Raw genomic sequence first — 26,821 nt, 5'->3', positions numbered from 1 at the left:
CCGTTGTCCAAGGGCAGACCGCCAGTGATAGCACAGCCCCAGGCAGGGGTGCAGTACGCTGGGCCGCCCCTGGTGAAATTTGGGGGAATGCGAGAACGATGCATCTTAGCATTGCCGCCGCCATCCGCCGGGTCAGAAGTCCCTGACCGCAGCCAAGGCTCAGACTGATTTCTTTGTACGGCAATGACTTAGCGTCGCCCCGACGGACGCCTGCAAGGGCATTCGCGTCTGCCCATGGCATCATGCCCGGGCACCTTCCACCTGCCCCCTGCCGTTCGCCCATGACCATCAAAGGCAAAGCCACCTCCCTGGACATCGCCCACCTGGCCGGGGTCTCCCAGCCGACCGTGTCGCGGGCCCTGCGCGGCAGCCCGATGGTCAACGCCGAGACCCGCGAGCGCATCCTGCGCATCGCCCGCGAGCTGAACTACAAGGTCGACAAGAACGCCTCCAGCCTGCGCCTGCGCAATGCCGGCACGCTGGCCCTGCTGTTCTTCGAAGACCCGACCAACGACGACTCGCTGATCAACCCGTTCTTCCATTCGATGCTCGGCTCGATCACCCGTGCCTGCGCCCTGCACGGGCAGGACCTGCTGGTGTCGTTCCAGCAGCTGTCCACCGACTGGCAGGCCGATTACGAGGACAGCAACAAGGCCGACGGCATCATCCTGCTCGGCTACGGCGACTACCACGAGTCGCGCGACCGCCTGCAGCGGCTGGTCGAACAGGGCACGCACTTCGTGCGCTGGGGTGCGGCCCTGCCCGGCCAGCCCGGCGTGTCGATCGGCAGCGACAACTTCCAGGGTGGGCACGACATCACCACCCACCTGCTGCAGCAGGGCTGCCGCCGCATCGCGTTCCTTGGCCACGCTTCCAGCCACTACCCGGAATTCCAGGAGCGTTACCGCGGCCATGTGGCGGCCCTGCAGGACCACGGCCTTGTCGCCGAACCGGCGCTGCAGCACGACGCGATCACCACCGAAGCGTCCGGCCAGGACGCCTGCCAGCTGCTGCTGGCGCGTGGCGAGCCGATCGATGCGATCTGCGCGGCCAGCGACCTGATCGCCATCGGGGCGATCCGTGCCCTGCGCGAAGCCGGCCTGCGGGTGCCGCAGGACGTGGCGGTCACCGGCTTTGACGACATCCCGCTGGCGGCCTCGGTGTCCCCGGCGCTGACGACGGTCCAGCAGGACACCAAGCAGGCCGGCCAGCTGCTGGTGGAACGCCTGCTGGCGTTGATCGGCCGGCAGCCGGTGGAGAGCCAGAGCATCCCGGTGAAGCTGGTGGTGCGGGAATCGTCGCTGCGCCGGTAAGCGCCACCAGACCTCCCGCCACGCCCCAATGTGCGAGGGCGGAATTCTCCCCCCATGACCAACGGCGGATGCGCACGGAGGCCGATGCGCGGATAACGCGCAGACACGCCCATGGAAAGGTGTACGTCGCATGCTGAAGATCGATTCGCTGTCCAAGACGTACGCCAACGGCGTGCATGCTCTCAACAATGTCAGCCTGGACATCCCGCGCGGCATGTTCGGCCTGCTCGGGCCGAACGGCGCCGGCAAGTCCTCGCTGATGCGCACGCTGTCCACCCTGCAGGAGGCCGACAGCGGCTCGGCCGTGCTCACCATTCCTGGGGAGGCGCCGATCGACGTGCTGCGCGACAAGGACGCGGTGCGCCGCCGTCTGGGCTACCTGCCGCAGGATTTCGGCGTCTACCCCAAGGTCAGCGCGCTGGATCTCCTGGAGCATTTCGCGGTGCTCAAAGGCCTGACCCAACGCGCGCAGCGCCGCGAAGTGGTCGACGGCCTGCTGCAGCAGGTGAACCTGTGGGACGCGCGCAAGCGCAAGCTGGGCACCTTCTCCGGCGGCATGCGCCAGCGCTTCGGCATTGCCCAGGCGCTGCTCGGCGACCCGCGGCTGGTGATCGTCGATGAGCCCACCGCTGGCCTCGATCCTGAGGAACGCAACCGCTTCCTCAACCTGTTGGCGGCGATTGGCGAGAACGTGGCGGTGATCCTGTCCACCCACATCGTCGAGGACGTGACCGACCTCTGCCCGACGATGGCGATCATGAACAAGGGCCAGGTGCTGCTGACCGGGCGCCCGGCCGATGCCATCGACGCGCTGCAGCAGCAGGTCTGGCGCAAGCAGGTCGACCCTTCCGAGCTGGCCGACCATGAGGCGCGCTACGTGGTGCTGTCCACGCGCCTGGTCGGGGGCCGCCCGGTGATCCACGTGCACAGCGCCAACGACCCAGGTGATGGCTTCGCGGCCGTGGCTCCCGATCTCGAGGACGTGTACTTCCAGCGCCTGCGCCTGCAGGCCCGTGCCCGCGTGGCAGCCTGAGCGGAGCACACCATGATCCTCAACTTCTTCCGCTTCGAGCTGCGCGAGCAGCTGCGCTCTCCACTGCTGTGGCTGCTGGCCGGGCTGTTCGCCCTGCTCGCCTTCGCCGCGGCCTCCAGCGACGCGGTGCAGATCGGTGGCGGCACCGGCAACGTGCACAGCAATGCGCCGACGGTGATCGCGCAGATGCTGGGCATCTTCACCCTGCTCGGCATGCTGGTCACCGCGCTGTTCGTCAGCAATGCACTGCTGCGTGATTTCGAACTGGGCACCGCCGAGCTGATCTTCGCCAGCCCGGTGAAGCGTCGCGATTATCTGGCCGGTCGCATCGCCGCAGCACTGGCGGCCGGGCTGCTGGTCTACGTGGTGATCGCGTTCGGCCTGTGGCTGGCGCCGTTCATGCCCTGGGTCGATCCCGAACGCATGGGCCCGATCAGCTGGCAGGGCTATGCCTGGACCTTTGCGGTCATCGTCATCCCCAACCTGCTGTTCACCACCGCGCTGCTGTCACTGCTGGCCGCGGTGACCCGCTCGATCCTGTGGGTCTACATCGGCCTGGTGGCCTATCTGGTGCTGTTCGGTGCCAGTGCCGCCCTGCTGCGCGACATCGACAACACCTGGATCGCGGTGCTGAGCGAGCCGCTTGGCATGCGCGCACTGGGCCGCACCATCCGCTACTGGTCCACCGCCGAACGCAACAGCGGCATTCCGGCGCTGACCGGCTACCTGCTGGCCAACCGCGCCCTGTGGCTGGGCGTGGCCGCCGTGTTGTTTGCCGCCACCTTCGCGCTGTTCCGCACCGAACGCAGCGGCAGCGGCCGCCGCCGCTGGGGACGCAAGCCGACGCTGGCGGCCGCCGATGCGGTGATCGTTCGTCCTGCCCGCGCAGCCGTGCCGCGCGTGGTACCGGCGTTCACTGGCAGCACCGCATGGCACCAGTTCCTGCGCCAGGTGTGTTTCGACACCGGCGGCGTGCTGCGCAGCGTCCCGTTCATCGTGCTGCTGGTGTTGGGGCTGGCCAACTTCCTGCCCAGCGCCCTGTTCCGGCAGACGCTGTATGGCACCTCGATCTGGCCGGTCACCTCACAGATGATCATGGGCCTGCAGGGCGCCTTCAGCTGGCTGCTGATCATCATCGTGCTGTTCTTCGCCGGCGAGCTGGTCTGGAAAGAACGCGGCGCGCGCATCAACGAAGTGACCGACGCCATGCCGGTGCCGAACTGGGTACCGCTGCTGGCCAAGTTCACCGCGCTGGTGGCGGTGATCGCCTGCTTCCAGGCCGCCGGCGCCTTCGCGGCGATGGGCGTGCAGCTGGCCAAGGGCTACACCCATCTGGAGCCGCTGCTGTACCTGCGCAGCCTGGCGCTGGATTCGGTGGTGTACGTGCTGATGGGCGGCATGGCGCTGGTGCTGCAGGTGCTCACCAACAACAAGTTCGTGGGCTACGCGCTGCTGATCGTGGTGATGATCGGCCAGGGCGTGCTGGGCATGCTCGATTACACGCAGAACATATACAACTTCGGCAGCTGGCCGATCGCTCCCTATTCGGACATGAACGGCTACGGCCACTTCCTCACCGGACAGCTGGCGTTCCAGGGCTATTGGGCGTTGTTCCTGCTGGCATTGATGTGCCTGGCGTCCGCGTTCTGGGTGCGTGGTGTCAGCCAGGGCCTGCGCCAGCGCCTGGCCCTGGCCGGGCGTCGCCTGCGCGGTCCGACCGGTGCCTTCGCCGCAGTGGCCACCCTGGCCTTTGTCGGCGTCGGCGGCTGGCTGTACTGGAGCACCAACATCCGCAACGAGTTCCTTTCCCCGGATCAACAGCTGGACCTGCAGGCCCGCTACGAGCGCGAGCTGTCGAAGTACCGCAACCTGCCGCAGCCGCGCATCGTGGCGGTGGACAACGGCGTGGACCTGTTCCCCGAATCACAGTCGATGGTGATCGACGCGGACTGGACGATCCGCAACCTGCACGCGCAGCCGATCCCGGAACTGCATGTCTCGATGGGTGATGACAAGCAACTGGTGGCGGCCGATCTTGGCGGACAGACGCTGACCTTCCACGACAAGGATCTCGGCTACCGCATCTACCGGCTGGACACGCCGCTGCAACCGGGCGAAACCCGTAGCGTGCATTTCCGGGTGGTGCAGAAGCCCAATGGCATCACCGCCGGCCAGGCGCCGAGCAACCTCGTGGACAACGGCACCTTCTTCAACAGCCGCGTGCTGCCGTCGTTCGGCTACAACGAAGGCGCCGAGATCACCGACCGCAACGAGCGGCGCAAGCGTGATCTCGGCGAGCCGCGGCGCATGCCCAAGCTGGAAGACGAAGCGTCGCGCGCCAACACCTACATTTCCAATGATGCTGACTGGCTCGATTTCCGCACCACCATCTGCACCGCGCCGGACCAGGTCGCGCTGGCCCCGGGCTACCTGCAGCACGAGACCACGGTGAATGGCCGACGCTGCTTCAGCTATGCCATGGACCGGCCGATGCTGAACTTCTACGCCTACCTGTCGGCGCGTTGGGACGTGCGCAAGGCGAAGTACAAGGACATCCCGATCGAGGTCTATTTCGACCCGGCGCACGGCTACAACGTGGACCGGATGATCGAAGCGGTGCAGAAGTCACTGGCGTACTACGAAGCGAACTTCACGCCGTACCAGCACCGCCAGGTGCGCATCATCGAGTTCCCGGGCTATGCCCGCTTCGCGCAGTCGTTCGCCAACACCATCCCGTATTCAGAAGCGATCGGCTTCATCGCCGACCTGCGTGATCCGGACAAGGTGGACTACGTGTTCTACGTGACCGCGCACGAGATCGCGCACCAGTGGTGGGCGCACCAGGTGATCGGCGCCAACGTGCAGGGCGCCACGGTGCTGTCCGAGTCGCTGTCGCAGTACTCGGCGTTGATGGTGATGGAGCAGGAGTACGGCCGCCAGCACATGCGCCAGTTCCTCAAGCGCGAGCTGGACGGCTACCTGTCCGGGCGCGGTGGCGAGGCCATTGAAGAGCAGCCGCTGGAGCGCGTGGAGAACCAGCAGTACATCCACTACCAGAAGGGGTCGCTGGTGTTCTACCGGCTGCGCGAAGAGATCGGCGAGCAGGCGTTGAACCGTGCGTTGAAGCGATTCCTGCAGGACAAGGGCTACCAGCAACCACCCTACACCACTTCGCGCGAACTGCTGGCCTACATCCGCGCCGAGACCCCGGCCGACCGCCAGCAGCTGGTCACCGACCTGTTCGAGAAGATCAGCTTCTACGACAACCGGGTGATGGCCGCCAGCGCCCGCAAGCGCGATGACGGCCGCTACGACGTGACCCTGGACCTGCACGCAGCCAAGCAGTATGCCGACGGCAAGGGCCAGGAAAGCGACGGCACGATGGACGACTGGGTCGAGATCGGCGTGTTCGCCAACGGGCCTTCAGGCAAGGAACGCGACCAGAAGGTGCTGTACCTGCAGCGCCATCACATCACCAGTGCCGAGCCGAAGATCACGGTGACGGTGGACGAGAAGCCGGATGAAGCGGGCTTCGACCCCTACAACAAGCTGATCGACCGGGTAAGCGACGACAACCGGCGCAAGGTGACGATGTGAGGCAATGTGGCGCCGGCCTGTGCGCCGGCGTTCCACGCAACACGTGCGGGCTTGGCTCGGCCTTGCTGTTTGGCTTGGCCCTACTGTAGTGCCGAGCCATGCTCGGCGCATTGTCTACGGCAGCCGCGAAAATTCAGTGCACCGCGGCCTTCGGCCCCAGCAACGCCAGCAGCACATACACCACGATCGAGGCGACCGTACCCAGCGCTGCCGGTACCCCGAACGCCCAGCCCGAGCGCCCCTGCTGGCGCGCCCACTGGGCCAGATGCCAAGCCGCGCCCAGGTTGATCAGCCAGGCGATGACGAACACCGGCCACTGCACCATGCCTACCGCGCGCAGCACCGGAATGGACACCAGCGCGACGACAATGGCCGCGATCAGGAAGATCAGGGCCGAGCGGGAATGCTGCGCCGTCATGCGGTCACCTCGCGCACCATCACCAGCACGCGGTAGCCGTTGCTGTCGGCTTCGTGCACGGACTTCCAGCCGAGCCGCGCATACAGGCCGCCATCCAGGGCCTCGGTCTGCAGGTACAGGTCGGAAACGCCCATCCGCGCGGCCTGTGCCGCAGCCTGTTCGACCAGACCACTGGCCAATCCGCGGCCACGATGGCTGTCGGCCACGAATACGCTGCCCAACCAGTACCCGTACTGTGGAAAGGCCTGCATCTCGCGGCGCTTGAGCTGGACTCCACCGACCACCTGCCCATCTTCGAAAGCGGCGATCAGGTGCGGGAAACCTTCAGCATCCTGCGGCGGGTTGAGCCGTTGCAGTTCCTGTTCCAGCGTCAGGCCGGCGTCCTGGCCCCATTGCGCGTGGTACCACTGCGCCAATTGCTGTCGTTCCGCTGCGTCGGCAGGCAATACCCTGAACTCCATGGCCAGGCCTCGATCCCGATGTCGCCCAAGGGGATCACGGACGGCGTTCGAAGGGAAGCCTTCTGTAGCGTCGAGCCGTGCTCGACTGAGCTGGGATTGTGTGAAGGGCAGCCGAGCATGGGCTCGGCTCCACAGGGCAATCAGCCCTGGGCGAAGTCATTCAGGATTTCGCCGATACCGCTGGGCGAGATCTCGAAGCCCAGCGACGTGCCGGGGTTGATCACCACGCCGTAGCCGCCCGGTACGCGGCGCAGCACGTCCAGCATCAGCCAGTGGATCTGATGGGGAACCTGCTGGCTGTAGATGCCCACGCGCGCAGGGTGGGTGAACACGGCCACGTGCAGGGTGCCCTGCTTGTCGAACAGCAGCGGGTCGAAACCGCTGCCGTCGGGGGTGACCAGGCTGCCGGTCAGCAACACCACCTCGGAGGCGACGAAGGCTTCCATGAAGGCGCGGATCGGCACGGCCCCGTCCATCGCCGCCTTCAGCAGGGTTTCGATCGGGGTCTGCGGGGCGAGGTCGGTCATGGCGGTACGGCAGGTTTCGGGGGTCGCTTATTGTAGGGGCGCGCCCGATTGGCTGCTCAGCCAGGCACGCCTGGCTCTACTGGGCTTGCGCCTGAAGGGGTTTCTGCCCGGACGACCGCCAGAAGCCGTGTACCAGCGCGGCCAGCAGCATGCCCACGGCCCACGCCAGAAGCACGCTGCCGCCGCCGTCCAGCGCGTCCACCAGTTTCAGGGCAGCCACGACAGCGAACATGGCTGCCACCAGCATCGCGGCCACTTCAAGCCCACGTGCGCGGGCCACGCGCAGGCCCAGCAGCATGAGCGGCAGCGCCACCACGCTGGCCCCCAGGCCGAATACGACCAGCGCGTCCCACAGATGGACGTTGAACGTGCGCGGCATGGCAATGGCGGCGGTGCGCGCCAGCCATGGGAAGGTCACTGCAGCGATCAGGGCACCGGTGACCACACCACCGCCCAGCGAAACCAGCAGACGTCGCATCATTCAACCCATCCTTGTCGTGGTGCCGGCCGCTGGCCGACAGTTGAATATGCCATCCATCTACCGCTGCCGGCCAGTGGCCGGCGCTACCGCTTCAACCGCTGGTCGCGCGCCTGCTGGTCGGCCATCGCCTTGTCCAGCTCGACCTGCAGGGCCGGCTGCTGTACGGGTGCATCCAGTACGTAGACCTTCACCCCATGCGCCGGCACCTCCACCTTCAGCGTACGTTTGACCTTCAGCTCGCCGCCACCCAGCGCATCACGCCACGTGCCGGCCTGCAGGTAGCGCTCCACTTCGAAGGTGCGCGCCGCATCGCCCTTGTTCAGCAGCACCAGCGCCGTCTGAGCCACATCGCCATGCTGCAGAACGCGCAGGAACACCGCCTCATCGCCCTGCAGCCGCTCGTTCACCTGCAGGCCGCGCTGCAATGCCGGGGTCGCCTCACGCAGCTTGGCGATGCGCTGCAGCGGCGCGAAGATCGGGCTCTGCGGTGCAGCGTGCACGCGCTGCTGGCCGAAGTAGGCGCGGTTGCCGGCATGTTCGGCGCGGCCGCGCATGAAGCCGGTTTCCGAACCGTAATAGACCACCGGGATGCCGCGCGCGGTGAACAGCCAGTTGTGCGCGTCGATGAAGCCGTTGTCACTGGCCTGCAGGCGCGGCATGTCGTGGTTGTCGTAGAAGCTCATCAGCTCGTACGGATTGGCATACGGGCCACCGCTCAGGTGCAGCGGCTCGGCCAGCGTCTCAAAGCCCTTGCCGGCGGTGCCGAAGGTCTGCTCCAGAGCACCGCGCAACGGGAAGTCGAGCACGCTCACGTTCGCATTGGCCGGCCAGGTGTGCTCGGCGATGCGCGCGGCATCGTAGTCGAACGCTTCGCCGAACATGAACATGCCCGGGTGCTCGGCGCGGATGCGGCTGACGAATTCATGCCACCACGGGTGCGGCAGCCAGCCGATGGTATCGATGCGCAGCGCGTCCACGCCCTGCGCGGTCCATTGCAGATAGGCACCGACCAGGTAGTCCATCACCGCCGGATTGTCCTGGTTGAAGTCGGACAGCTCGGCCAGGTTGCCGTCGAAGATCGAGCCGTCCTTGCTGTCAACCGGACCGATGTTGTTGTAGAACGCGTGCAGCGGGTTGTGCTTCGGATCCAGCTTCTGCGGCGGCAGGTTCTGGTGGTCGGCAATCAGCGTTCCATCCTTGTCGAAGATCTGGCCGAACTGCGGCTGCCGCGTCGGCATGGCCCAGGCTGGCGAGCCATGGTTGCCAACGATGTCCAGCACCACCTTCAGGCCGGCGCCGTGCAGGCCCTTGGTCAGGCCGGCGAAATCCAGATCCTTGCTCGGCAGGTGCTCGTCGAGTGTGTAGAAGTTGATGCCCCAGTAGCCGTGGTACCCGGTCTTGCCACGGTCGGTCAGCGTGCTGGTGCAGCTGATCGGCTTGCTGCCGGTGAACGCCTCGTCCGGATTGTCCACGATCGGCGTGATCCACACCGCGCCGAAGCCGAGGTTGCGGATGTACTGCGCGTTGTCGAGCACGCCGCGGAAGTCACCGCCGAGGTAGCCGATGTTGCCGTCCACCTTGTCCGGGCACGGCACCGGGATATCGAAGGTGCGGTGCTTGCCACCCTGGTCGCGGTGATCGTTGGAGGGATCGCCGTTGACGAAGCGGTCTGTGACCACGAAGTACACCGCATCGCTGGCGAACGGCTCGGTGGTACCAACGTAGTCCGGGCGCGGAGTGGCCACGGCCTGGCCAGCGAACAGGGCAAGGGAAACAGCAACAGCCAACGCAGCACGCATCACACCACCTCCGGACGGGACGGAACCCGCAGCACGCACAGGCCGGCGACGAACAGGCTGCAGCCGCCCAGTACCAGCACATGCATCGGCTGGCCGCCCAGCCACGCCCGCAGCGCAAAGCCGAGCGCGCTGGCGGCGACCAGTTGCGGGATCACGATGAAGAAATTGAAGATGCCCATGTACACGCCCATCTTCGACGCCGGCACGCTGTCGGACAGCAGTGCGTAGGGCAGTGAGAGGATCGACGCCCAGGCGAAGCCGACGCCGACCATCGACAGCAGCAGCCAGTGCGGATCGCGGATGAACATCAGCGAGACCAGACCGGCGCCACCCAACCACAGGTTGACCAGGTGGCTCCAGCGCAGGCCGATGGCACGCACCATCGGTGGAATCAGTACCGCGGCCAACGCAGCGAAGCCGTTGTAGGCGCCGAACAGTACGCCCACCCAGTTGGCGCCCTCGTTGTAGGCCGCCGTCTTCGGGTCGGCCGAACCGAAGTGGACACCGGCCACCGCCGCGGTGGTGTAGATCCACATGGCGAACAGCGCGAACCACGAGAAGAACTGCACCCAGGCCAGCCGGCGCATGGTCACCGGCATCGCCCGCAGGTCGCCGACGATGGCGGCCAGCATATGGGTGCCAGGCAGCGCGCGGGCCAGGGCCAGCAGCAGGCCGTAGCCTGCGCACAGCCCCGCCAGCACATACAGCATCCTGTCACCCTGGCGCCAGGCGATCAGCAGGGCCAGCAGCGCGCCCAGCCCCAGCCACAGCGCCACCTGCATCCACGGTGCCGGTCCGCTGACCGCGCGCGCGGCATGGTGCGAGGGTGGCTCGGCATCATCGAATGCAGCCAGCTGTGCCGGCGAATACTCCCGCGTGCTGAACACCGTCCAGCTGATCGCCGCCAGCAGCACCATCGCGCCGAAGTAGAACGCATAGCGCACGGTGTCCGGCACTTCACCGGCAGCGGCCGTATTGGCCACGCCGAAGTGGGCGAGGATGAACGGCAGGAAGCTGGCGACGATCGCGCCCACGCCGATGAAGAAGCTCTGCATGGCATAGCCAGTGGGCCGCTGGCGCGGTGCCAACTGGTCGCCCACAAAGGCGCGGAACGGTTCCATTGACACGTTGATGGAAGCATCCAGCACCCACAGCGTACCGGCGGCCATCCACAGCGTCGGCGAGTTGGGCATCACCAGCAGGGCCAGCGTGGTCAGCACCGCGCCGATCATGAAGAACGGACGGCGGCGGCCCCAGCGCGTCCAGGTACGGTCGGACAGGTAGCCGATCACCGGCTGCACCAGCAGGCCAGTGAGCGGTGCGGCGATCCACAGCCCGGGCACTGCATCAATGTCCGCGCCCAGCGTCTCGAAAATGCGGCTGGCATTGGCGTTCTGCAGCGCGAAACCGAACTGGATGCCGAGGAAGCCGAAACACATGTTCCAGATCTGCCAGAACGACAGCTGTGGCTTGGCGGGACGATTCATCGTGCGCCCTCTTCCACGGCCACCTGCGCCACTTTCAATGCCTGCACCTGCGCCCGATTCAGCATACCGTCGCGCCCGCCCTTGCCACCGGTGTAATGCGCGAAGTGTTCAAGCGCGCTCATGTTGAAACCCTCTTCAAGCGTGACCGTGCACGGCCCCTTGGGTACCGCGAACGTCGCCGCCGTGGAATCCTGCACGGCCACGCTGTGCGGCAGTGCAACCGTGTGCCGTTGCAGCGGCTGGCCCGCGCACTGCAGCGCCAGCTGCTTCACAGCAGCGGTGACGCCCGTATTGATCGGCCCGTTCGGGTTGGCGTACCGCAATCGCAGGCGTACATGCCCGGCCTTGGCCGAGGTGAACTGCCAGCGCTGCTCCCCTTTCAGCCGCTGCTCCGGCCCGACACAGACCATCGGGCTGTGCAGCGATTCCAGCCCGCCCTCGCGGCGGGTCAGGCTGAGGCAGTGCTGCAGGCCATCGTCGCTGATGCGCGCCGCGCCGTTGCTGGCGGTGACCGCCTGGCCGTCCTGCCACAGCACGTGATGCGTCGCGACCTGCACGTCCCAGCCCGCGCCCTTGCGCAGAACCTGCGGCGCCACCGGCGTGGCCGGCGCGCGTGCGTTGGCGTCCGCGCTCGTGATGGCAACACCGGCCGCTGCCGGTGCAGCGACCAGCTGCACCGTGGTGGTCGTGCCGCGCGTGATGGTGCTGCCCGCCACCAGCAGGCCGTCGCCCAGGGTCTGCGGGCGCTCCAGCACGTAGCGCTTGTTGTTGGCTTCCAGGGTGATGCTGCGCTGCGTGCCGAACAGCTCCGGCACCAGCACCGTCGGCAGCTTGGGTTGCACACGGCCATCGTCCTGCACGCCGAATACGCCTTCGACCACCATCGACAGGTACCCCGCCACCGACCACAGCTGCCGTTCGGAATTGACCACCGGGCCGCTCAGTGCGCCTTCATCCACATGGACGGCCTGGGTGACCAGTTCGTAGTTTTCCATATTGGAGCCGGCCAGCGCGGCACCCTGCATCAGCGAGCGGATCTCGGCGGCGATGCGTGGCGCATCATCCAGCTGCCGCGCCGCACGCAGCGAGTAGGCACTGACGAACGGCCAGATCGCGCGGTTGTGGTAGATCGGCTGCCGCGCTTCCTGCGGCCAGGCCACCGGGCTGCCGGCCGGCCCCATCGGGTACGCCGCCAGCGCACGTCGCGCACGCTCCGGCGGCAGCACGTCGGCGAGGATGCCCAGCGACAGCCCGAGCAGATCCAGCTTGGCATACGGCACAGGATGCGCGGCTTCACCGATGTAGCTCATGTACTGGCCGATGTCCTCGCGCCAGAAGCGCACATCGATCTGCTGCGCCAGCGCATCGGCCCAGGCCTTGTATTCGGCCGCACGGCTGTCGCCACGCTGGGCCGCCAGCTGCTCGGCCAGGCGCAGCGCCTGGTAGTGCAGCACGTTGGTGGACAGCGCGTAGGAATCGCCGAGGAAGCGCACATCCTCGCGGGTCCAGTCCGGATAGGTCTGCTCGCGCCAGTCCAGGAACGAGGTCTCGCCGCGGTACAGGCCCGACTGCGCGTCGAACACCATCGCGCGGTCCTGTGCCAGCGTGCCCTGCAGCGCCTGCCAGACCTGATCGGCAAACGCCGGATCATCCAGCAGGTGGCGCGCGGCCAGGAACCACACCACGCGGTCGCTGCTGATCGGCCAGCTGCCGCCGGACCCGGTGTCCTGCGCCACGAACAGGCCGGGCGAGTGACCATCGCGGGCCGCCGACAGCTTGAACTGCAGCGACTGCCGGGTGCGTTGCGGGTCCAGCCGCGCCAGCGCCAGATCGGCGGCGAAGCTGACATCGCGGGTCCACACATAGGGCCAGCGCGCGCCGGTCTGGAAGCACTCGCACGGCACCGGCCGGCCTTCGTCGAACGCGGGATCGCGGATCGCGTCCACACGGTCCTGGTCCATCTCCTGCTGGGCCAGCGCGAACAACGCGTCGAACATCACGCTGCCGGTCTGGCTGCGCATGGGCGCGGCGGCAATGCGCACCTCACCTTTCGGTGCATGAAGTACGAAGCTGCCGTTGGCAGCGCCTTCGGCACGCGCATGGCGGCCGTCGAATTGCAGGTCGGCCGCCTGCGCGGTCGATCCCAGCGCTGCCCCGAGGGCAGCGGTCAGGCAAATGATCTTCAGCATCGAAGCGGCGGACCGGCTTGCGCCCGTCGGCCTCCCTCCCTCTCTGCACGCGTTGTAGGTCCGCACCGTCGTTGCCGGCGGGCGGGCACGGCCCCTCCCTCAAGGTGCCTTGGCCCCATGGTAGACGCGGGGCCGTCGGCTGCGTCCAGCTGCATACGTATTCATGGCGCCACGCGGTAGCGCGCCTGCCGCGCTGGCTTATGGTCCGGGTCTGCCAACGGCACCTTGGGAGGGGACATGCCGATGCCACACATGGTTGTACGCGCGCTGTTCGCGCACATGCTCGGCCTGGCCCTGTTGGGAGTGGCCTCGCTGGCGCAGGCTGCGCCACAGGTCGCCAGCGTCGAATCACCCGGGAAGGTGCTCAAGGTCAGCCTGGTGCTGGACGGCGGCACGGCGCGCTATCGCGTCGAGCGTTTCGGCGAGACCGTGGTGGAGGATTCGAAGCTGGGCTTTGCCCTGCGCGATGGCCGCCTGGATCGTGATTTCGCGGTGATCGGCCGGCAGCAACGCAACGTCGATGAACGCTGGGAACAGCCGTGGGGCGAACGCCGTCTCACCCGCAACCACTTCAACGAGCTGACCGTGCAGCTGGCCGAGACCACGGGCAGCAAGCGGCGGCTGGATGTGGTGTTCCGCGTCTACGACGACGGCCTCGGCTTCCGCTACGTGTTCCCCGAGCAGCCGAACCTGCGCGAAGCGATCATCGATGACGAGCTGACCGAGTTTGCCATCGCACAGGATTCCACCGCCTGGTGGATTCCCGCCGGCGAACCGATCCATTACGAGTACCTGTACCAGCGCACCCCGCTGCGCGAAGTGCCGCTGGTGCATACGCCGATGACCGTGCGCAGCCGCGATGGCCTGCACGTGGCGATCCACGAGGCTGCGCTGGTGGACTACGCCGGCATGTGGCTGCGCCGCACCGAGGGCCAGCGCCTGCGCGCGCAGCTCTCGCCCTCGGCCGAAGGCTGGAAGGTCCGCCGCGCGCTGCCCTTCGCCACACCCTGGCGCACGCTGCAGATTGCTGACCGCGCAGGCGGGCTGGTCGAGTCAGACCTGATCCTCAACCTCAACGAGCCCAACGCACTGGGCGACGTGAGCTGGGTGAAGCCCGCCAAGTACCTCGGGGTGTGGTGGTCGATGCACCTGGACAACGAGAGCTGGGCGACCGGGCCGAAGCATGCGGCCACCACCGCCAAGACGAAGAAGGTGATCGATTTCGCCGCTGCCCACGGCTTCCGCGGCGTGCTGGTGGAAGGCTGGAACCCCGGCTGGGACGGCATGTGGGTCGGCAATGGGTACGACTTCGATTTCACCCGTGCCACGCCCGATTTCGACATTGAAGCGCTGTCGGCGTATGGCCTGAAAAAGGGAGTGCACCTGATCGGCCATCACGAAACCGGCTGTGCCATCGAGCACTACGAGGATCAGTTGGGCGCCGCGCTGGACCTGTACGCACGGCTGGGGGTGGACCAGTTCAAGACCGGCTACGTCTGCGACGATGGCCAGGTCGACCGGCGAAATCCGGCTGGCGGCCCGCTCTGGCGCGAGTGGCACGACGGGCAGTTCATGGCTCGCCATCACCTGAAGGTGGTGCAGGAGGCCGCGCGCCGGCACCTGTCGGTGAACCCGCATGAGCCGATCAAGGACACCGGCCTGCGCCGCACCTACCCCAACTGGATCTCGCGCGAAGGCGCGCGCGGCATGGAGTACAACGCCTGGGGCCAGCCGCCGAACCCGCCGGAGCACGAGGTCAACCTGGTGTTCACCCGGATGCTGGCCGGGCCGATGGATTACACCCCCGGCATCCTCAGCCTGAAGGGCCGCCACGGCCAGGCCATCCCCAGCACGCTGGCCCGCCAGCTTGCCCTGTACGTGGTGCTGTACAGCCCGATCCAGATGGCCGCCGACCTGCCCGAGCACTACCTGCAGCACCGCGAGGCGTTCCGCTTCATCGAAGACGTGGCGGTGGACTGGGAACAGAGCCGCGTGCTCGATGGCGAAGTGGGCGACTACGTGACGATCGTGCGCCGCGACCGCAACAGCCGCGACTGGTTCCTCGGCAGCATCACCGATGAACACGGCCGCGTGCTGCCGGTGTCGCTGGGCTTCCTGGAACCCGGAGTGCGCTATCGCGCAGAGATCTACCGCGATGGTGAAGGCGCCGACTTCCGCAGCAACCCGTTCGCGTTCGCCCGCGAAACCCGCGAGGTGACCAGCGCCGATGCCCTGACGCTGGTGCTGGCTCCGGGCGGTGGGCAGGCCGTTCGATTCACGCCTGTTCGCTGAACGTTTTCCGGCCTGCGCGCCCCTGTAGCACCCGAGCCCACGCTCGGGCGGCGGTGCGCAGCACCGGAACGCAGCCGAGCATGGGCTCGGCTCTACGGAACGACGCACCTGAAAGCGATTACACCCCTGCAAACACCATTGAATACGTATGCAGGGTGATTCCCGCGAAGAATGCGCTGCCTACCATAGCGGCGACGACAGCGGCCACCGCGTCGCACGTTCACGGCACCACCGGAACGCTCACAGATCGATCTGCAACATTGCCTGGGAGGGGAAAATGTTGAACCACAAGCGCAGTGCGCTGAGTCTCGCGCTGGCCGTTGTGCTGGCGCCCACGCTGGCGTCGGCACAGTCCACGCAGAGCACCACCACGCCGGCCGGCACCGCCGCCACCAACCTGGATACGGTGCAGGTCACCGGCATCCGCCGCGGCATCGAGAGCGCGATCGCGGTCAAGCAGGACGCCACCTCGGTGGTCGAAGCGATCTCCGCCGAGGATATCGGCAAGCTGCCCGACGTCAGCATCGCCGAATCGATCTCGCGCCTGCCCGGCCTGGCCGCGCAGCGCGTGGCGGGCCGTGCGCAGGTGATCAGCGTGCGCGGCCTGTCACCGGACTTCGCCACCACCCTGCTCAACGGCCGTGAAGTGGTCAGCACCGGTGACAACCGTGGCGTCGAGTTCGACCAGTACCCGTCCGAGCTGGTCAATGGCGTGACCGTGTACAAGACCCCGGATGCCGCGCTGGTGGGCCAGGGCCTGTCGGGCACCATCGACATGCAGACCGCGCGTCCGCTCAGCTTCGGCGAGCGCGTGATCGCGGTCAGTGGGCGCTACCAGAAGAGCTCGCTCGGCCGTGCCGCCAACGTCGATCCCTACGGCAATCGCTTCAGCGCCAGCTACATCGATCAGTTCCTGGACAAGACCCTGGGCATCGCCATCGGTTACGCGCACAGCGACATGCCGATCCAGGAGAACCAGGTCGGTCTGTACGAGCCGTGGACCACCGAGCACACCGACAAGGGCGACCGCCCGGGCGTGGGCGCAGGCACCTATTTCTCCGACGGCATCAAGGCGCTGCGCCGCACCGGCAACAACAAGCGCGACGGCGTGATGGCCACGATCCAGTTCCGGCCGAACAACAGCTGGACCAGCACCTTCGATGCATTCCACACCGAAGCCGAGCAGGTCGATACCGCCAACCAGTTCGAGCTCAACCTGAGCAACTACAACGGCAATTACACCCCGGGCCTGCTGGTCAGCAACCCGCAGGTCAACGCCAATGGTTCGTTCACCGGCGGCACCGCCAGCGGCGTGTACCCGCTGGTGCGCGGCATGTACAACAAGCGCAAGGACAAGATTGATGCGTTCGGCTGGAACAACGAGTTCAACTTCAGCGGCGTCAAGCTGGTCGCCGACCTGAACTACTCCAAGGCCACGCGCGATGAGCTGAACCTGGAAAACAACCTGCAGCTGACCCCGATGCCGCAGCTGGATACGGTCGGCGTGTCGATCCGCCAGAACGGCTTCTCGCAGATCAGCCCGGGCCTGAACTACTCCAATCCCGATGCGCTGTTCCTGACCAACACCATCTATGGCTCCGGCTACGGCAAGGTGCCGCAGGTGGAAGACCGCCTGAAGGGCGGCAAGCTGGCCGCGACGATTGCGCTGCCCGAGGCCATCGCTTCGTGGGCGCCGGATCTGGACATCGGCGTGAACTACGCCGACCGCCGCAAGGTCAAGACCCAGTCCGAAGGCAACATCCTGCTCGGTGCACAGGGCGATGCCAACATCGCCTCGGACCTGCAGTACCGCCCGGTCGACCTGAGCTTCGCCGGCCTCGGCACCATCCCGGCCTGGAACGTGCCGGCCGCGGTCGGTCGCTACATGACCTTCAACCCGGTCGACAACCTGGACTACCTGATTCCCAAGTCGTGGACGGTGCAGGAAAAGATCACCACCGCCTGGGCGCGCCTGAACATCAACACCGACATCGGCGTGGTCGGCGTGCGCGGCAACATCGGCGTGCAGATGCAGCACACCGACCAGAGCTCGGATTCGCGCTACTGGGACAGCTCGCAGCCGGCTGGCAGCAACATCCAGCCCTACTCCGCTGGCCGCAAGTACAACGACTGGCTGCCGAGCTTGAACCTGGCCTTCATGTTCCCGCACCAGCAGACGCTGCGCTTCGCCGCCGCCAAGCAGGTCGCACGCCCGCGCGTGGACCAGATGCGTGCCGGCCTGGAATTCGGCGTGGATACCGGCACCGGCCGCCCTGGCGGCAGTGGTGGCAACCCGTTGCTGGACCCGTGGCGCGCCACCGCACTGGACCTGTCCTATGAGAAGTACTTCGGCGAGAAGGCCTACGTGGCCGCCGCGATCTTCTACAAGGACCTGAAGAGCTACGTCTACACCCAGTCGGTCGACAACTATGACTTCACCGCACTGCTGGGCAGCTACGTGCCGCCGCCGGGCATGACCGCACCGGTACTGACCACCGGCACCTTCTCCGCGCCGCAGAACGGCAAGGGCGGTACGCTGAAGGGCCTGGAACTGACCGCGTCGTTCCCGCTGGAGATGCTGACCGACACCCTGCGCGGCTTCGGCGTGCAGGCCAGCGCGACGTTCAACAAGAGCGACATCACCATCCTGGATCCGGAAAGCGCGTCCAGCGTGGGCACCGATCCGATCAGCCTGCCCGGCCTGTCCAAGCGCGTGTACAACTTCACCGCGTATTACGAGCGCAGCGGCTTCGAGGCACGGGTGAGCCAGCGCCGCCGCTCGGACTTCATCGGTGAGATCGGCAACTTCAACGGCAACCGCAGCCTGCGCTACGTGGTGGGCGAAAACGTGACCGATGCGCAGGTCAGCTACACCTTCAGCGACAGCAGCGCCCTGCGTGGCCTGACCCTGCTGCTGCAGGGCAGCAACCTGACCAACGAGCCGTACCGCACCTACGCCGGCAGCAAGGACCGTCCGCTGGAGTACATCGAGTGGGGCCGCACCTACATGCTGGGCGTGAACTACAAGTTCTGAGGTCGCGCCGGGCCCTGCCCGGCGCCCCCGGACCCGGCGGTGCCGGCCGCTGGCCGGCAACAGGAAACAGGGAGCAGGACCGGAAACCCGCTGCGCAGGCAGCGGGTTTTCTTTTGCGCGAAGGCTGGCCGTTGGTCGTCAGGGCGCCGCCCACAAAAAAGGGACGGGGCGCTTCGGCCCCGTCCCCGCAAGTACCGCCACCGGAGAAAAACGGTCAGCTGCGTCGAGCGCAATACACCGCGCGCGGCGGCAGCTGGAGTTCATTGCCCTGCACCGTGCCCGCATCCGGGCCCGGCACCTCCACCTGCTGCCAGTTGCCCGGCGGCAGCGGATGGCACACCGCCTCGGCCGACAGGTTGAACGCCAGGAGGAGGGTTTCATCTGCAAGCATACGCTCGAACAGCAGCACTGGCTCGGTACTGTCGATGAACCGGATGCTGCCATGCAGAAGTGCCGGCTGACTGCGCCTCCAGGCCAGGAATGCCCGGAACGCGGTCAGCACCGAGTGCGGGTCGCGTTCCTGCACGGCCACCGCCGCCGCCCGGTGCTCGGCCGGAATCGGCAGCCACGGCTGGCCGGACGTGAAACCGGCCAGCGGCGCATCGGTCCACGGCATCGGCGTGCGGCAGCCATCACGGCCCTTGAAGTTCGGCCAGAAAGTGATGCCGTAGGGGTCCTGCAGGGCCTCGAACGGCACCTCGGCCTCGGCCAGGCCCAGCTCCTCGCCCTGGTACAGGCACACCGAGCCGCGCAGCGAGCACAGCAGCGCCACCAGCATCCGCGCCAGCCGCGGGTCGGCCGGGTGCCCGCCCCAACGGCTGACCGCCCGCTCCACGTCGTGATTCGAAACCGCCCAGCACGGCCAGCCTTCGGTCATCGCCGCTTCCAGGCGGGAGACCGTGTCGCGGATGTAGGCCGCGCTGTAGTCGTCCACCAGCAGCTCGAAGCTGTAGCCCATGTGCAGGCGGCCGTCCCGGGTGTACTCGGCGGTGGTGGCCAGCGAGTCCTCCGAGGAGATCTCGCCCAGGCTCACCGCGCCCGGGTACTCGTCCAGCAGCGCGCGCAACTGCTCCAGGAAGGGCAGGTTCTCCGGCTGGGTATTGTTGTAGTAGTGGTACTGGTACGCGTACGGGTTGTCCGGGCTGAAGCCGCGGCCCACGCGCTTGTCGGCGGGTTTTGGCGGGTTGTCGCGCAGCTGCGCGTCGTGGAAGCAGAAATTGATGGCGTCCAGACGGAAGCCGTCCACGCCGCGGTCCAGCCAGAAACGCACGTTGTCCAGGGTGGCCTGCTGCACGTCCGGGTGGTGGAAGTTCAGGTCCGGCTGGTCGACCAGGAAGTTGTGCAGGTAGTACTGCTCACGGCGCGGCTCCCACTGCCAGGCGCCGCCGCCGAACAGCGACAGCCAGTTGTTGGGCGGGGTGCCGTCCTCGCGCGGATCGGCCCACACGTACCAGTCGGCCTTCGGATTGCTGCGGTCCTGGCGGCTCTCGCGGAACCAGGCGTGCTCGATCGAGGTGTGGCTCAGCACTTGGTCGATCATCACCTTCAGGCCCAGGCCGTGGGCCTTGGCCAGCAGCCGGTCGAAGTCGCCCAGGCTGCCGAACAGCGGGTCGACGTCGCGGTAGTCGGCGATGTCGTAGCCGAAGTCGGCCATGGGGGACTTGAAGAACGGCGAAATCCAGATCGCGTCCACGCCCAGCGCGGCGATGTGGTCCAGCCGCTCGATGATGCCCGGCAGGTCACCCACCCCGTCGCCGTTGGCATCGAGGTAGCTGCGCGGGTAGATCTGGTAGATGACGGCTCCGCGCCACCATGGATAGTGCGACATCGACAGCCCCCCTCCGGGCATGCAGGGCCCACCGGAAGCGGGCCGAAATCCTGTTCCGGCAAGCTTAGCGGTGGCCTCCGGGGCATGGCGCGGCCTGCATACGTATTCACGCTGGCGGCTGGCGTGACGGCGCCGCAGCGGCGTGCCAGTCCGGTTTGCGCCCGGAGTTCACGGGCAACGCCTATAATCAACGGTGAGCCTGAAAGCCTGATCGCATGACCATCACCGAAGACACCCGTCCCGCCCTGGGCCTGCCCCAGATCCAGTCGCTTGCTGCGGCCGACATGGCCGCCGTCGACGTCCTGATCCGGCGCCGGCTGTCCTCGGACGTCGTGCTGATCAACCAGATCGCCGATCACATCATTTCCGCCGGCGGCAAGCGCCTGCGCCCGATGCTGGTCATGCTGGCCGGCCATGCGGTCGGCCAGGCCGGCCCGGATCACCACCAGCTGGCGGCGATCATCGAGTTCATCCACACCTCCACCCTGCTGCATGACGACGTGGTGGACGAATCCAGCCTGCGCCGTGGCCGCAGCACCGCCAACGCGCTGTGGGGCAATGCACCGAGCGTGCTGGTCGGCGACTTCCTGTACTCGCGCAGTTTCCAGCTGATGGTCGAACTGGAGCGCATGTCGGTGATGCAGATCCTGGCCGATGCCACCAACCGCATCGCCGAGGGTGAGGTGTTGCAGCTGCTGCACGTGCACAACCCCGATACCGACGAAGCCGCGTACCTCCGCGTGATCGAGCGCAAGACCGCGGTGCTGTTCGCCGCCGGCACCCGCCTGGGCGCGCTGGCCAGTGGCGTGGACGAAGCCAAGCAACAGGCCCTGTTCGACTACGGCATGCACCTGGGCTACGCGTTCCAGATCGCCGACGACGTGCTGGACTACTCGGCCAACGCCGACGAGCTGGGCAAGAACCTGGGCGATGATCTGGCCGAAGGCAAGGCGACGCTGCCGCTGATCCACGCGATGGCCCACTCCGACGACGCCACTCGTGAGCGCCTGCGCACCATCGTGCAGGACGGCGACGCCTCGGCGATGCCGGAGGTGCTGGCGGCGATCCGTGCCACCGGCGGCCTGGAGTACAGCCGCGCGCGTGCAGAGGAATATGCCGAAGCCGCCGAGCGTGCGCTCGATGGCCTGGGCGAGAACGACGCGGTCGCCGCCCTGCGCGGCCTGGCCCGCTACGCGGTGCAGCGCTCGCATTGATGGATGCGTGCCGACCGTTGGTCGGCACTGAAGCATCGGTAGTGCCGGTGGCTGGCCGGCACCACCACTGCACGAATCAGCGTTTTTCGAAGCGCTCCTCGAAGAACTCATCCAGCGCCTTCCATGCGCGCTTGGCCGCCCGTTCGTTGTACTGGCAGCCCGGCGGGCTGTTGGCATCACGCTCCGCAAAGCAGTGCACCGCGCCGCTGTAGTTGGTGAATTCCCAGTCGACCTTGGCCGCGTTCATTTCCCTCTGGAAACCGGCGATGTCCTCGGCGGTCACGCTCTTGTCGTCGGCACCATTGAGCACCAGTACCGACGGGTGCGTCCCACCGGCCTGCGCCGGCAGCGGCGAGCCCAGCCCACCGTGCAGGCTGACCACACCGGCCAATGGCGCACCGGCACGGGCCAGTTCCAGCACCGTGGTGCCGCCGAAGCAGAAGCCCACCGCACCGATCCGGGTGGCATCCAGCGGCACCTTGCCGGCCTGCGCCTTGAGCACGTTCACCGCCTCCAAGGCCCGCGCACGCAGCACCGGCCGATCGTTGCGCAGCTTGGTCGCCACCGGCCCCGCCTCCGCATCGGTCTTCGGCCGCACGCCCTTGCCGTACACATCGGCCACCAGCACCACGTAGTCGTCGCCGGCCAGCTGCTTGGCCTTCTCGATGGCCGATTCGTTCACACCCTTCCAGTTCGGGACCATTACCAGGCCCGGGCGCTTGTCATGCTCGCCGTCGTCGTAGACCAGCACACCACTGAAGGTCGTTCCCTCGTGCTTCCACTCCACCGGCTGCGTCTTCATTGCTGCCCAGGCCGGCATCGCCGCCAGCCCCAGGATCACCGCCACACCGCATCGCCAACGATTCATGCGCCTGCTCCGCAAGAAAAAGGGGACGGAGGGGATCAAGCCGTATTCGCCCCTCCCGCGTCGCATTCTGCATTGGCGGCGTGACGCAGGTGTGGTTGGATACGACTTGATCCCCTCCGTCCCCTTTTTTTTGCCGCATGAATCTTGTTGTTCGCTTTCTGTCTGGCCTGAATTCGCGCCTGCCTGCTGACGATGCCCGGCAATGGGCCCACGTGCAGGGCGCAAGCGCCGAAGACTTGCAACGCCTGCGCGCGCAGTGGCCACAGGTGCCGGACAGCCTGGTGGAACTGCTGTCGCGCGTGGATGGCACGCACTTCCGCGAGTATCCCGATGGCGAGGTCTGCGTGCTCATGCTGGGCTCGGACGTCGAGGACGGCGGCTATCCCTACTACCTGCGCTCGGTGGCACAGATCTTCGAGGACCAGCAGCAGTGGGACGACACCATCCGCTCGATCTACGAAGAGTGGCTGGATGACGAACCGGAGATCCTCGGCGACGGCATCGACGCCGACGTACCGATGAGCCGCCGCCTGTGCTTCTCGCACTGCATGAACAATGGCGGCACCTCGATGCTGTACCTGGATTTCGATCCGGCGCCGGGCGGCACCGTCGGCCAGGTGGTTCGCTACCTGCATGATCCGGACAACTACGCGGTCATCGCGCCCAGCTTTGATGCGTACCTGCAGCAGCTGATTGATCGCGATTACGCGTTCTTCGACGAAGACGAATGAGGGCAGCCGAGCGTAGGCTCGGCTCCACAGTAGAGCCACGCCATGCGTCGATGAATGTCTCCGCAGGTTGCCGGCCAGCGGCCGGCACTACCCGCGCCCGATCCAATGCAACGTCCCCGGCTCAAATGCCAGCAGATCCGCCGCCGCCAGCGACTTCCGCGCCCAGCGACGTTCTGGCAGCGCCGGCTGCCGCGCACTCACCGCGCCATCGTAGTCGCGCACCAGCAGGCCGATACGTCCTGCACCAGCCTGCAGCAGCGCATCGATGCGCTGCAGCCAGTGGCCAGCATCATGCAGGGCTTCCTCGCGACGCACCTGTTGATCGTGTTCATGACGCGCCAACTGCTCGGCCAGCGCGCGGGCGATCTTCGCCTCGCTCCAACCCTTCTTCCGCCAGCGTTCGGCATCGCCGTTCCACACCGACCCGGCCCGCGCCGACGCCAGCGCCGTGCCGCAATCACAGTGCGCGGCACTCAGCCACGGCTGCCAACCGGGGCCGACGACCGCCTGCAGGCTGGGCGAATCCTGTGCGAACAGGCGCCGGCCGCTGCGCTGCATGATCGCGGCGGCCGTATCGTGGGCCAGCGTGGTGGGCAGGAATATGGTGATGAAGGTGCACATCGGGCTTCTCGAATCCGTCCGTGAATGCGCCGATGATAGATCCACGCCGCGCGTGGATGGTGCGCGAGGGTCCCGCTGGGGTGAGAGCCCTTTCCTGCGGAAAGGGATCCGACCCCGGGCCCGCGGATCACCCGATGCCCAACCCCGGAATCGCGCTGATGCTGTCCGGGTCGAACCCGGCCAGTTCGGCGAAATGGCGGCCACGCGCCACGTAATCGCGGTAGGCACCAAAACTGGGCGCCCCCGGCGACAGCAGCACCACCCCGCCCTGCGCACCGAGCGCCGCGCGTGCAAGCGCCATCGCCTCGGGCAGGTCGCCGGCGGCGTGCAGGCCGAAGCGGCCGGCATCGGCCAGCGGCTGCAGCATCGCGTGGATGCGCGGACCGTTGCTGCCCATGGTCACGATCTCCACCGGCGGCACGTCATGCGCCATGTGCTGCATGAAATCGGTCCAGTCCAGCCCACGATCGTGCCCGCCCACCAGCAGCGCGATGCGCTGGCCGGCGAAGCATTCCAGCGCGGCCAGGCTGGCATGTGGCGTGGTGCTGATCGAATCGTTGACGTAGGTCAGGCCATCGGCCACGCCAATGCGCTGCAGGCGGTTCGGCAGCGGGCGGAAATCCTGCACCGCCGGTGCCAGCGCCACCGCATCCAGGCCCAGCGCTTCCAGCGCGGCCAGCACCGCGCACAGGTTGCCGCGATTGTGACGGCCCGGCAGCGGCGTGTTGCGCGTATCGAACACCGCCTGCTCGGCGCGATGCACGATGTCACCGCGCATGTGCCAGCCCTGCGGCTGGTTGAACCAGACCACCTCGCTGGCAGGCAACGACAGCGCGGCCAGGTGTGGATCGGTGGCGTTGAGCACGGCAATGCGCGGTGCGGCTTCAGTCACCAGCCGCAGCTTGTCCTCGATGTAGCGCTGTTCGCTGCCGTGCCAGTCCAGGTGTTCCGGGAACAGGTTCAGCACCACGGCCACCTGCGGGCGGGCGCCACTGCGGGCCACTTCACCGGTCTGGTAGCTGGACAACTCGACAGCCCAGTACGCGGGCGCCGGCTGCGGGTCCAGCACTTCCAGCAGCGGCAGGCCGATGTTGCCAACCAGGCCGGTGCGATGGCCGGCCGCGCGCAGCAGGTGCGCGACCAACGCGGTGGTGGTGCTCTTGCCCTTGGTGCCGGTCACGCACACGGTGTCGTGCACGATGCCATCGTCGGCCGCGTGTTCGGCGAACCACAGCGCGGTGCCGCCGATGAAGGCGGTGCCCTGCCCTGCGGCCGCCAGCGCGATCGGCTGGTAGGGGCTGATACCGGGCGATTTGATCACTACGTCGAACGCGGCCAGCGCCTCGGCGCTCGGCTCACCCCGAACGTCCAGCGCGCCCTGCGTTTCCGCACGCGCGGCTTCGGCTTCAGCAGCCGGGCAGAACAGGCTCAGGCCAAGCGTTGGCAGGCGCTCACGGAGCACCGCAAACGCCGCGCGGCCCTCACGACCCCAGCCCCACAGCGCAACGCGCTTTCCCTCAAGCGTCGAAATCTTCACGCACCCTTTCCCACAGCGCAGCCGGAACACGGTGCTCGCCCTGCAGCTGGAGCAGCGGAGCCAGTTCCAGTTCGGCGGCATCCAGCTGCGGCTGGATCTCATTGCAGAAGCGCTTTACCAGCACGTCCTCCTTCCACTCCGGGCGCTGCGCCAGGGTCGCCATCGCCGCACGCGATTCGCGGCCTTCGCCGACGCACTCGAACGGCTTGTGGTCCTGGAACTCCAGCAGCGCATCGAAGCCACCGGCCTGTTCGGCATCGTCCAGCAGGTTGCGGCCGAAGATGCGCACCAGGCGCGTCTTGGGCATGAACGGGGCCAGCGCCAGGAACACAAAGTGGCACTTCGGGCAGACGCCGCACCAGCGGTTCACCGGGCGCTCGCCGAGGATGTGGAAGTTGCGGTTGCAGCTGGAGAAATGCGCGTCGTAGAAATCGGTCTTGGCGAACTGGCGGGCCACCGCCAGCTCCGACATCGGGCGCAGCAGCGAGTAGTACTGCAGGTCTGCCGCCACGTGCTTCTGCACGTGGCTGCCGAACGCCTGCTCGAACGCCCAGCCCTTGGACCACTGGTGGTTCACTTCGCCGGTGCCCGGAATCTGGCTGCCGTAGCTGGCCGAACGCTCGTTGGAGAACACCACCTGATCCACGCCCTGCAACAGCGCGGCCAGCACCATGATCGCCGAGTTCACCGCGGTGACCGGGATATGCCCGTTCCACGCGCCCTGGCGGTTGAGCTCGAACAGTTCCGGCGCCAGCGCGCGGCCCAGGTTCAGCGTCGGCAAACCGGTGCGCTCGGCGCAGGCGCGGATCAGCTGCGAACCACCGATCCAGGTCACCGTTTCGTCCACGCCGGCACGGCGCAGCGCTTCGATGCTGACCAGCGAATCCTTGCCGCCACCGATGGCCACCAGCGCATGCGCCTGCAGGCCCAGCACCGGGGCCTGCACCGCTTCGTCCTGCACCGGCAGGCGGAAACGCCCGCGCAGGTTCAGGCCGTTGCGGTAGGCGAATTCGCCCAGGCCGTTGAGGTAGACCGTCTCCACCAGCGCCGCGGTATCGGCATCGATGGCATAGCTGTCGATGCTGACCGTCTCCGGCACGCCGGCCTTGTAGTAGCTGACACCGGCAATCAGGTGCAGCAGCTGCAGCGCACGCTGCACGGCGGCGGCGCGCGCCTCGTCCAGCACGAACGGGGCGCCCGGCACGGTGATGGTTTCCACCATCTCCGGGCCGTCATCGAAGGCGTAGACCAGCTTGGCCACGCCAGTTTCCGCGGCGAATTCGCAGCGGACGAAGCGGAAGCGGGAAACCTGGTGTTTATCGAAAGCAGTCATGGTGTATCCGGTCAGGCACGGGCGCGCGCAGCTGCGCGGGGCGTGTCGGTGGGCGGGT

19 protein-coding genes are annotated in these 26,821 nt (G+C 67.1%); 7 read left to right on the top strand and 12 right to left on the bottom strand.

Annotated features, from left to right (window positions below; all coding sequences use genetic code 11):
* Positions 1 to 281 precede the first annotated feature (281 nt).
* The 3 genes from QP512_RS05100 to QP512_RS05090 all read left to right on the top strand — a co-directional run bounded on the left by QP512_RS05100 (position 282) and on the right by QP512_RS05090 (position 5,943).
* Positions 282 to 1,313 (top strand): LacI family DNA-binding transcriptional regulator, encoded by a 1,032-nt coding sequence (locus tag QP512_RS05100; protein ID WP_286071185.1) that lies wholly within the window; start codon positions 282 to 284, stop codon positions 1,311 to 1,313.
* A gap of 130 nt (positions 1,314 to 1,443) precedes the next feature.
* Positions 1,444 to 2,346, top strand: a complete 903-nt coding sequence (locus QP512_RS05095; RefSeq protein ID WP_286071184.1) for an ABC transporter ATP-binding protein — start codon at positions 1,444 to 1,446, stop codon at positions 2,344 to 2,346.
* Positions 2,347 to 2,358: 12 nt separating this feature from the next.
* Positions 2,359 to 5,943: a M1 family aminopeptidase gene (locus QP512_RS05090; protein ID WP_286071183.1), complete on the top strand. Its 3,585-nt coding sequence runs from the start codon at positions 2,359 to 2,361 to the stop codon at positions 5,941 to 5,943.
* Between the two features lie 133 nt (positions 5,944 to 6,076).
* On the opposite strand, the gene QP512_RS05085 is transcribed toward QP512_RS05090, so the two are convergent.
* From QP512_RS05085 to QP512_RS05055, 7 genes are all read right to left on the bottom strand, one after another.
* On the bottom strand, positions 6,077 to 6,361 hold the full coding sequence (locus tag QP512_RS05085) for a hypothetical protein (RefSeq protein ID WP_286071182.1): 285 nt from the start codon (positions 6,359 to 6,361) through the stop codon (positions 6,077 to 6,079).
* Positions 6,358 to 6,822, bottom strand: a complete 465-nt coding sequence (locus tag QP512_RS05080; RefSeq protein WP_286071181.1) for a GNAT family N-acetyltransferase — start codon at positions 6,820 to 6,822, stop codon at positions 6,358 to 6,360. Before QP512_RS05080 ends, QP512_RS05085 begins: the two co-directional genes overlap by 4 nt.
* Before the next feature lie 140 nt (positions 6,823 to 6,962).
* Entirely contained in the window at positions 6,963 to 7,349 is a 387-nt protein-coding gene (locus QP512_RS05075) for an SseB family protein (protein WP_286071180.1), read from the bottom strand.
* Between the two features lie 76 nt (positions 7,350 to 7,425).
* A complete protein-coding gene (locus QP512_RS05070; protein WP_286071179.1) occupies positions 7,426 to 7,830 on the bottom strand; it encodes a hypothetical protein in 405 nt (134 codons plus the stop codon).
* 83 nt (positions 7,831 to 7,913) lie between these two features.
* Positions 7,914 to 9,629, bottom strand: coding sequence for an alpha-amylase family glycosyl hydrolase (locus QP512_RS05065; protein ID WP_286071178.1), 1,716 nt, complete (start codon positions 9,627 to 9,629; stop codon positions 7,914 to 7,916).
* The gene (locus QP512_RS05060; protein ID WP_286071177.1) at positions 9,629 to 11,116 is read right to left on the bottom strand and encodes an MFS transporter; all 1,488 of its coding nucleotides are present in this window, start codon (positions 11,114 to 11,116) and stop codon (positions 9,629 to 9,631) included. Before QP512_RS05060 ends, QP512_RS05065 begins: the two co-directional genes overlap by 1 nt.
* A complete protein-coding gene (locus QP512_RS05055; protein WP_286071176.1) occupies positions 11,113 to 13,305 on the bottom strand; it encodes a Six-hairpin glycosidase-like protein in 2,193 nt (730 codons plus the stop codon). Before QP512_RS05055 ends, QP512_RS05060 begins: the two co-directional genes overlap by 4 nt.
* 279 nt (positions 13,306 to 13,584) lie before the next feature.
* On the opposite strand from QP512_RS05055, the gene QP512_RS05050 reads away from it, so the two are divergent.
* Together QP512_RS05050 and QP512_RS05045 are read left to right on the top strand one after the other, a co-directional pair.
* Positions 13,585 to 15,597 carry a glycoside hydrolase family 97 protein gene (locus QP512_RS05050; RefSeq protein WP_286071990.1) on the top strand — a complete coding sequence of 671 codons (2,013 nt, stop codon included), beginning with the start codon at positions 13,585 to 13,587 and terminating at the stop codon, positions 15,595 to 15,597.
* A gap of 277 nt (positions 15,598 to 15,874) precedes the next feature.
* The gene (locus QP512_RS05045) at positions 15,875 to 18,631 is read left to right on the top strand and encodes a TonB-dependent receptor (protein WP_286071175.1); all 2,757 of its coding nucleotides are present in this window, start codon (positions 15,875 to 15,877) and stop codon (positions 18,629 to 18,631) included.
* A 214-nt stretch (positions 18,632 to 18,845) separates the two neighbouring features.
* On the opposite strand, the gene QP512_RS05040 is transcribed toward QP512_RS05045, so the two are convergent.
* Complete coding sequence (locus tag QP512_RS05040; RefSeq protein ID WP_286071174.1) at positions 18,846 to 20,459, bottom strand: alpha-glucosidase; 1,614 nt, start codon at positions 20,457 to 20,459, stop codon at positions 18,846 to 18,848.
* A gap of 215 nt (positions 20,460 to 20,674) precedes the next feature.
* On the opposite strand from QP512_RS05040, the gene QP512_RS05035 reads away from it, so the two are divergent.
* Positions 20,675 to 21,673, top strand: a complete 999-nt coding sequence (locus QP512_RS05035; protein WP_286071173.1) for a polyprenyl synthetase family protein — start codon at positions 20,675 to 20,677, stop codon at positions 21,671 to 21,673.
* A 76-nt stretch (positions 21,674 to 21,749) separates the two neighbouring features.
* On the opposite strand, the gene QP512_RS05030 is transcribed toward QP512_RS05035, so the two are convergent.
* Positions 21,750 to 22,541 (bottom strand): dienelactone hydrolase family protein, encoded by a 792-nt coding sequence (locus tag QP512_RS05030; protein ID WP_286071172.1) that lies wholly within the window; start codon positions 22,539 to 22,541, stop codon positions 21,750 to 21,752.
* 137 nt (positions 22,542 to 22,678) lie between these two features.
* On the opposite strand from QP512_RS05030, the gene QP512_RS05025 reads away from it, so the two are divergent.
* A complete protein-coding gene (locus QP512_RS05025) occupies positions 22,679 to 23,272 on the top strand; it encodes an SMI1/KNR4 family protein (RefSeq protein ID WP_286071171.1) in 594 nt (197 codons plus the stop codon).
* 87 nt (positions 23,273 to 23,359) lie between these two features.
* Here QP512_RS05025 and QP512_RS05020 read toward each other — a convergent pair whose 3' ends face one another.
* The 3 genes from QP512_RS05020 to murL all read right to left on the bottom strand — a co-directional run bounded on the left by QP512_RS05020 (position 23,360) and on the right by murL (position 26,763).
* On the bottom strand, positions 23,360 to 23,893 hold the full coding sequence (locus QP512_RS05020; protein ID WP_286071170.1) for a hypothetical protein: 534 nt from the start codon (positions 23,891 to 23,893) through the stop codon (positions 23,360 to 23,362).
* Positions 23,894 to 24,020: 127 nt separating this feature from the next.
* Complete coding sequence (gene murD, locus QP512_RS05015) at positions 24,021 to 25,430, bottom strand: UDP-N-acetylmuramoyl-L-alanine--D-glutamate ligase (RefSeq protein ID WP_286071169.1); 1,410 nt, start codon at positions 25,428 to 25,430, stop codon at positions 24,021 to 24,023.
* Positions 25,411 to 26,763 (bottom strand): UDP-N-acetyl-alpha-D-muramoyl-L-alanyl-L-glutamate epimerase, encoded by a 1,353-nt coding sequence (murL, locus tag QP512_RS05010; RefSeq protein WP_286071168.1) that lies wholly within the window; start codon positions 26,761 to 26,763, stop codon positions 25,411 to 25,413. The genes murD and murL overlap by 20 nt, the downstream gene beginning before the upstream one ends.
* Between the last annotated feature and the right edge of the window lie 58 nt (positions 26,764 to 26,821).

Source organism: Stenotrophomonas sp. 57 (genome assembly GCF_030291075.1).
Lineage (GTDB): Bacteria > Pseudomonadota > Gammaproteobacteria > Xanthomonadales > Xanthomonadaceae > Stenotrophomonas.
The sequence above is the reverse complement of the archived record's forward strand: the minus strand, read 5'-3'. Positions and strand labels throughout refer to the sequence as shown.

What these genes read in the sequence shown, in the direction of transcription:
- QP512_RS05040 (WP_286071174.1), bottom strand. Translation starts at nt 20,459, where the DNA reads ATGTCGCACTATCCATGGTGGCGCGGAGCCGTCATCTACCAGATCTAC.
- QP512_RS05085 (WP_286071182.1), bottom strand. Translation starts at nt 6,361, where the DNA reads ATGACGGCGCAGCATTCCCGCTCGGCCCTGATCTTCCTGATCGCGGCC.
- QP512_RS05045 (WP_286071175.1), top strand. Translation starts at nt 15,875, where the DNA reads ATGTTGAACCACAAGCGCAGTGCGCTGAGTCTCGCGCTGGCCGTTGTG.
- QP512_RS05035 (WP_286071173.1), top strand. Translation starts at nt 20,675, where the DNA reads ATGACCATCACCGAAGACACCCGTCCCGCCCTGGGCCTGCCCCAGATC.
- QP512_RS05070 (WP_286071179.1), bottom strand. Translation starts at nt 7,830, where the DNA reads ATGATGCGACGTCTGCTGGTTTCGCTGGGCGGTGGTGTGGTCACCGGT.
- QP512_RS05065 (WP_286071178.1), bottom strand. Translation starts at nt 9,629, where the DNA reads ATGCGTGCTGCGTTGGCTGTTGCTGTTTCCCTTGCCCTGTTCGCTGGC.
- QP512_RS05025 (WP_286071171.1), top strand. Translation starts at nt 22,679, where the DNA reads ATGAATCTTGTTGTTCGCTTTCTGTCTGGCCTGAATTCGCGCCTGCCT.
- QP512_RS05100 (WP_286071185.1), top strand. Translation starts at nt 282, where the DNA reads ATGACCATCAAAGGCAAAGCCACCTCCCTGGACATCGCCCACCTGGCC.
- murL (WP_286071168.1), bottom strand. Translation starts at nt 26,763, where the DNA reads ATGACTGCTTTCGATAAACACCAGGTTTCCCGCTTCCGCTTCGTCCGC.
- QP512_RS05095 (WP_286071184.1), top strand. Translation starts at nt 1,444, where the DNA reads ATGCTGAAGATCGATTCGCTGTCCAAGACGTACGCCAACGGCGTGCAT.
- QP512_RS05060 (WP_286071177.1), bottom strand. Translation starts at nt 11,116, where the DNA reads ATGAATCGTCCCGCCAAGCCACAGCTGTCGTTCTGGCAGATCTGGAAC.
- QP512_RS05030 (WP_286071172.1), bottom strand. Translation starts at nt 22,541, where the DNA reads ATGAATCGTTGGCGATGCGGTGTGGCGGTGATCCTGGGGCTGGCGGCG.
- QP512_RS05020 (WP_286071170.1), bottom strand. Translation starts at nt 23,893, where the DNA reads ATGTGCACCTTCATCACCATATTCCTGCCCACCACGCTGGCCCACGAT.
- QP512_RS05090 (WP_286071183.1), top strand. Translation starts at nt 2,359, where the DNA reads ATGATCCTCAACTTCTTCCGCTTCGAGCTGCGCGAGCAGCTGCGCTCT.
- QP512_RS05055 (WP_286071176.1), bottom strand. Translation starts at nt 13,305, where the DNA reads ATGCTGAAGATCATTTGCCTGACCGCTGCCCTCGGGGCAGCGCTGGGA.
- QP512_RS05080 (WP_286071181.1), bottom strand. Translation starts at nt 6,822, where the DNA reads ATGGAGTTCAGGGTATTGCCTGCCGACGCAGCGGAACGACAGCAATTG.
- QP512_RS05050 (WP_286071990.1), top strand. Translation starts at nt 13,585, where the DNA reads ATGCTCGGCCTGGCCCTGTTGGGAGTGGCCTCGCTGGCGCAGGCTGCG.
- QP512_RS05075 (WP_286071180.1), bottom strand. Translation starts at nt 7,349, where the DNA reads ATGACCGACCTCGCCCCGCAGACCCCGATCGAAACCCTGCTGAAGGCG.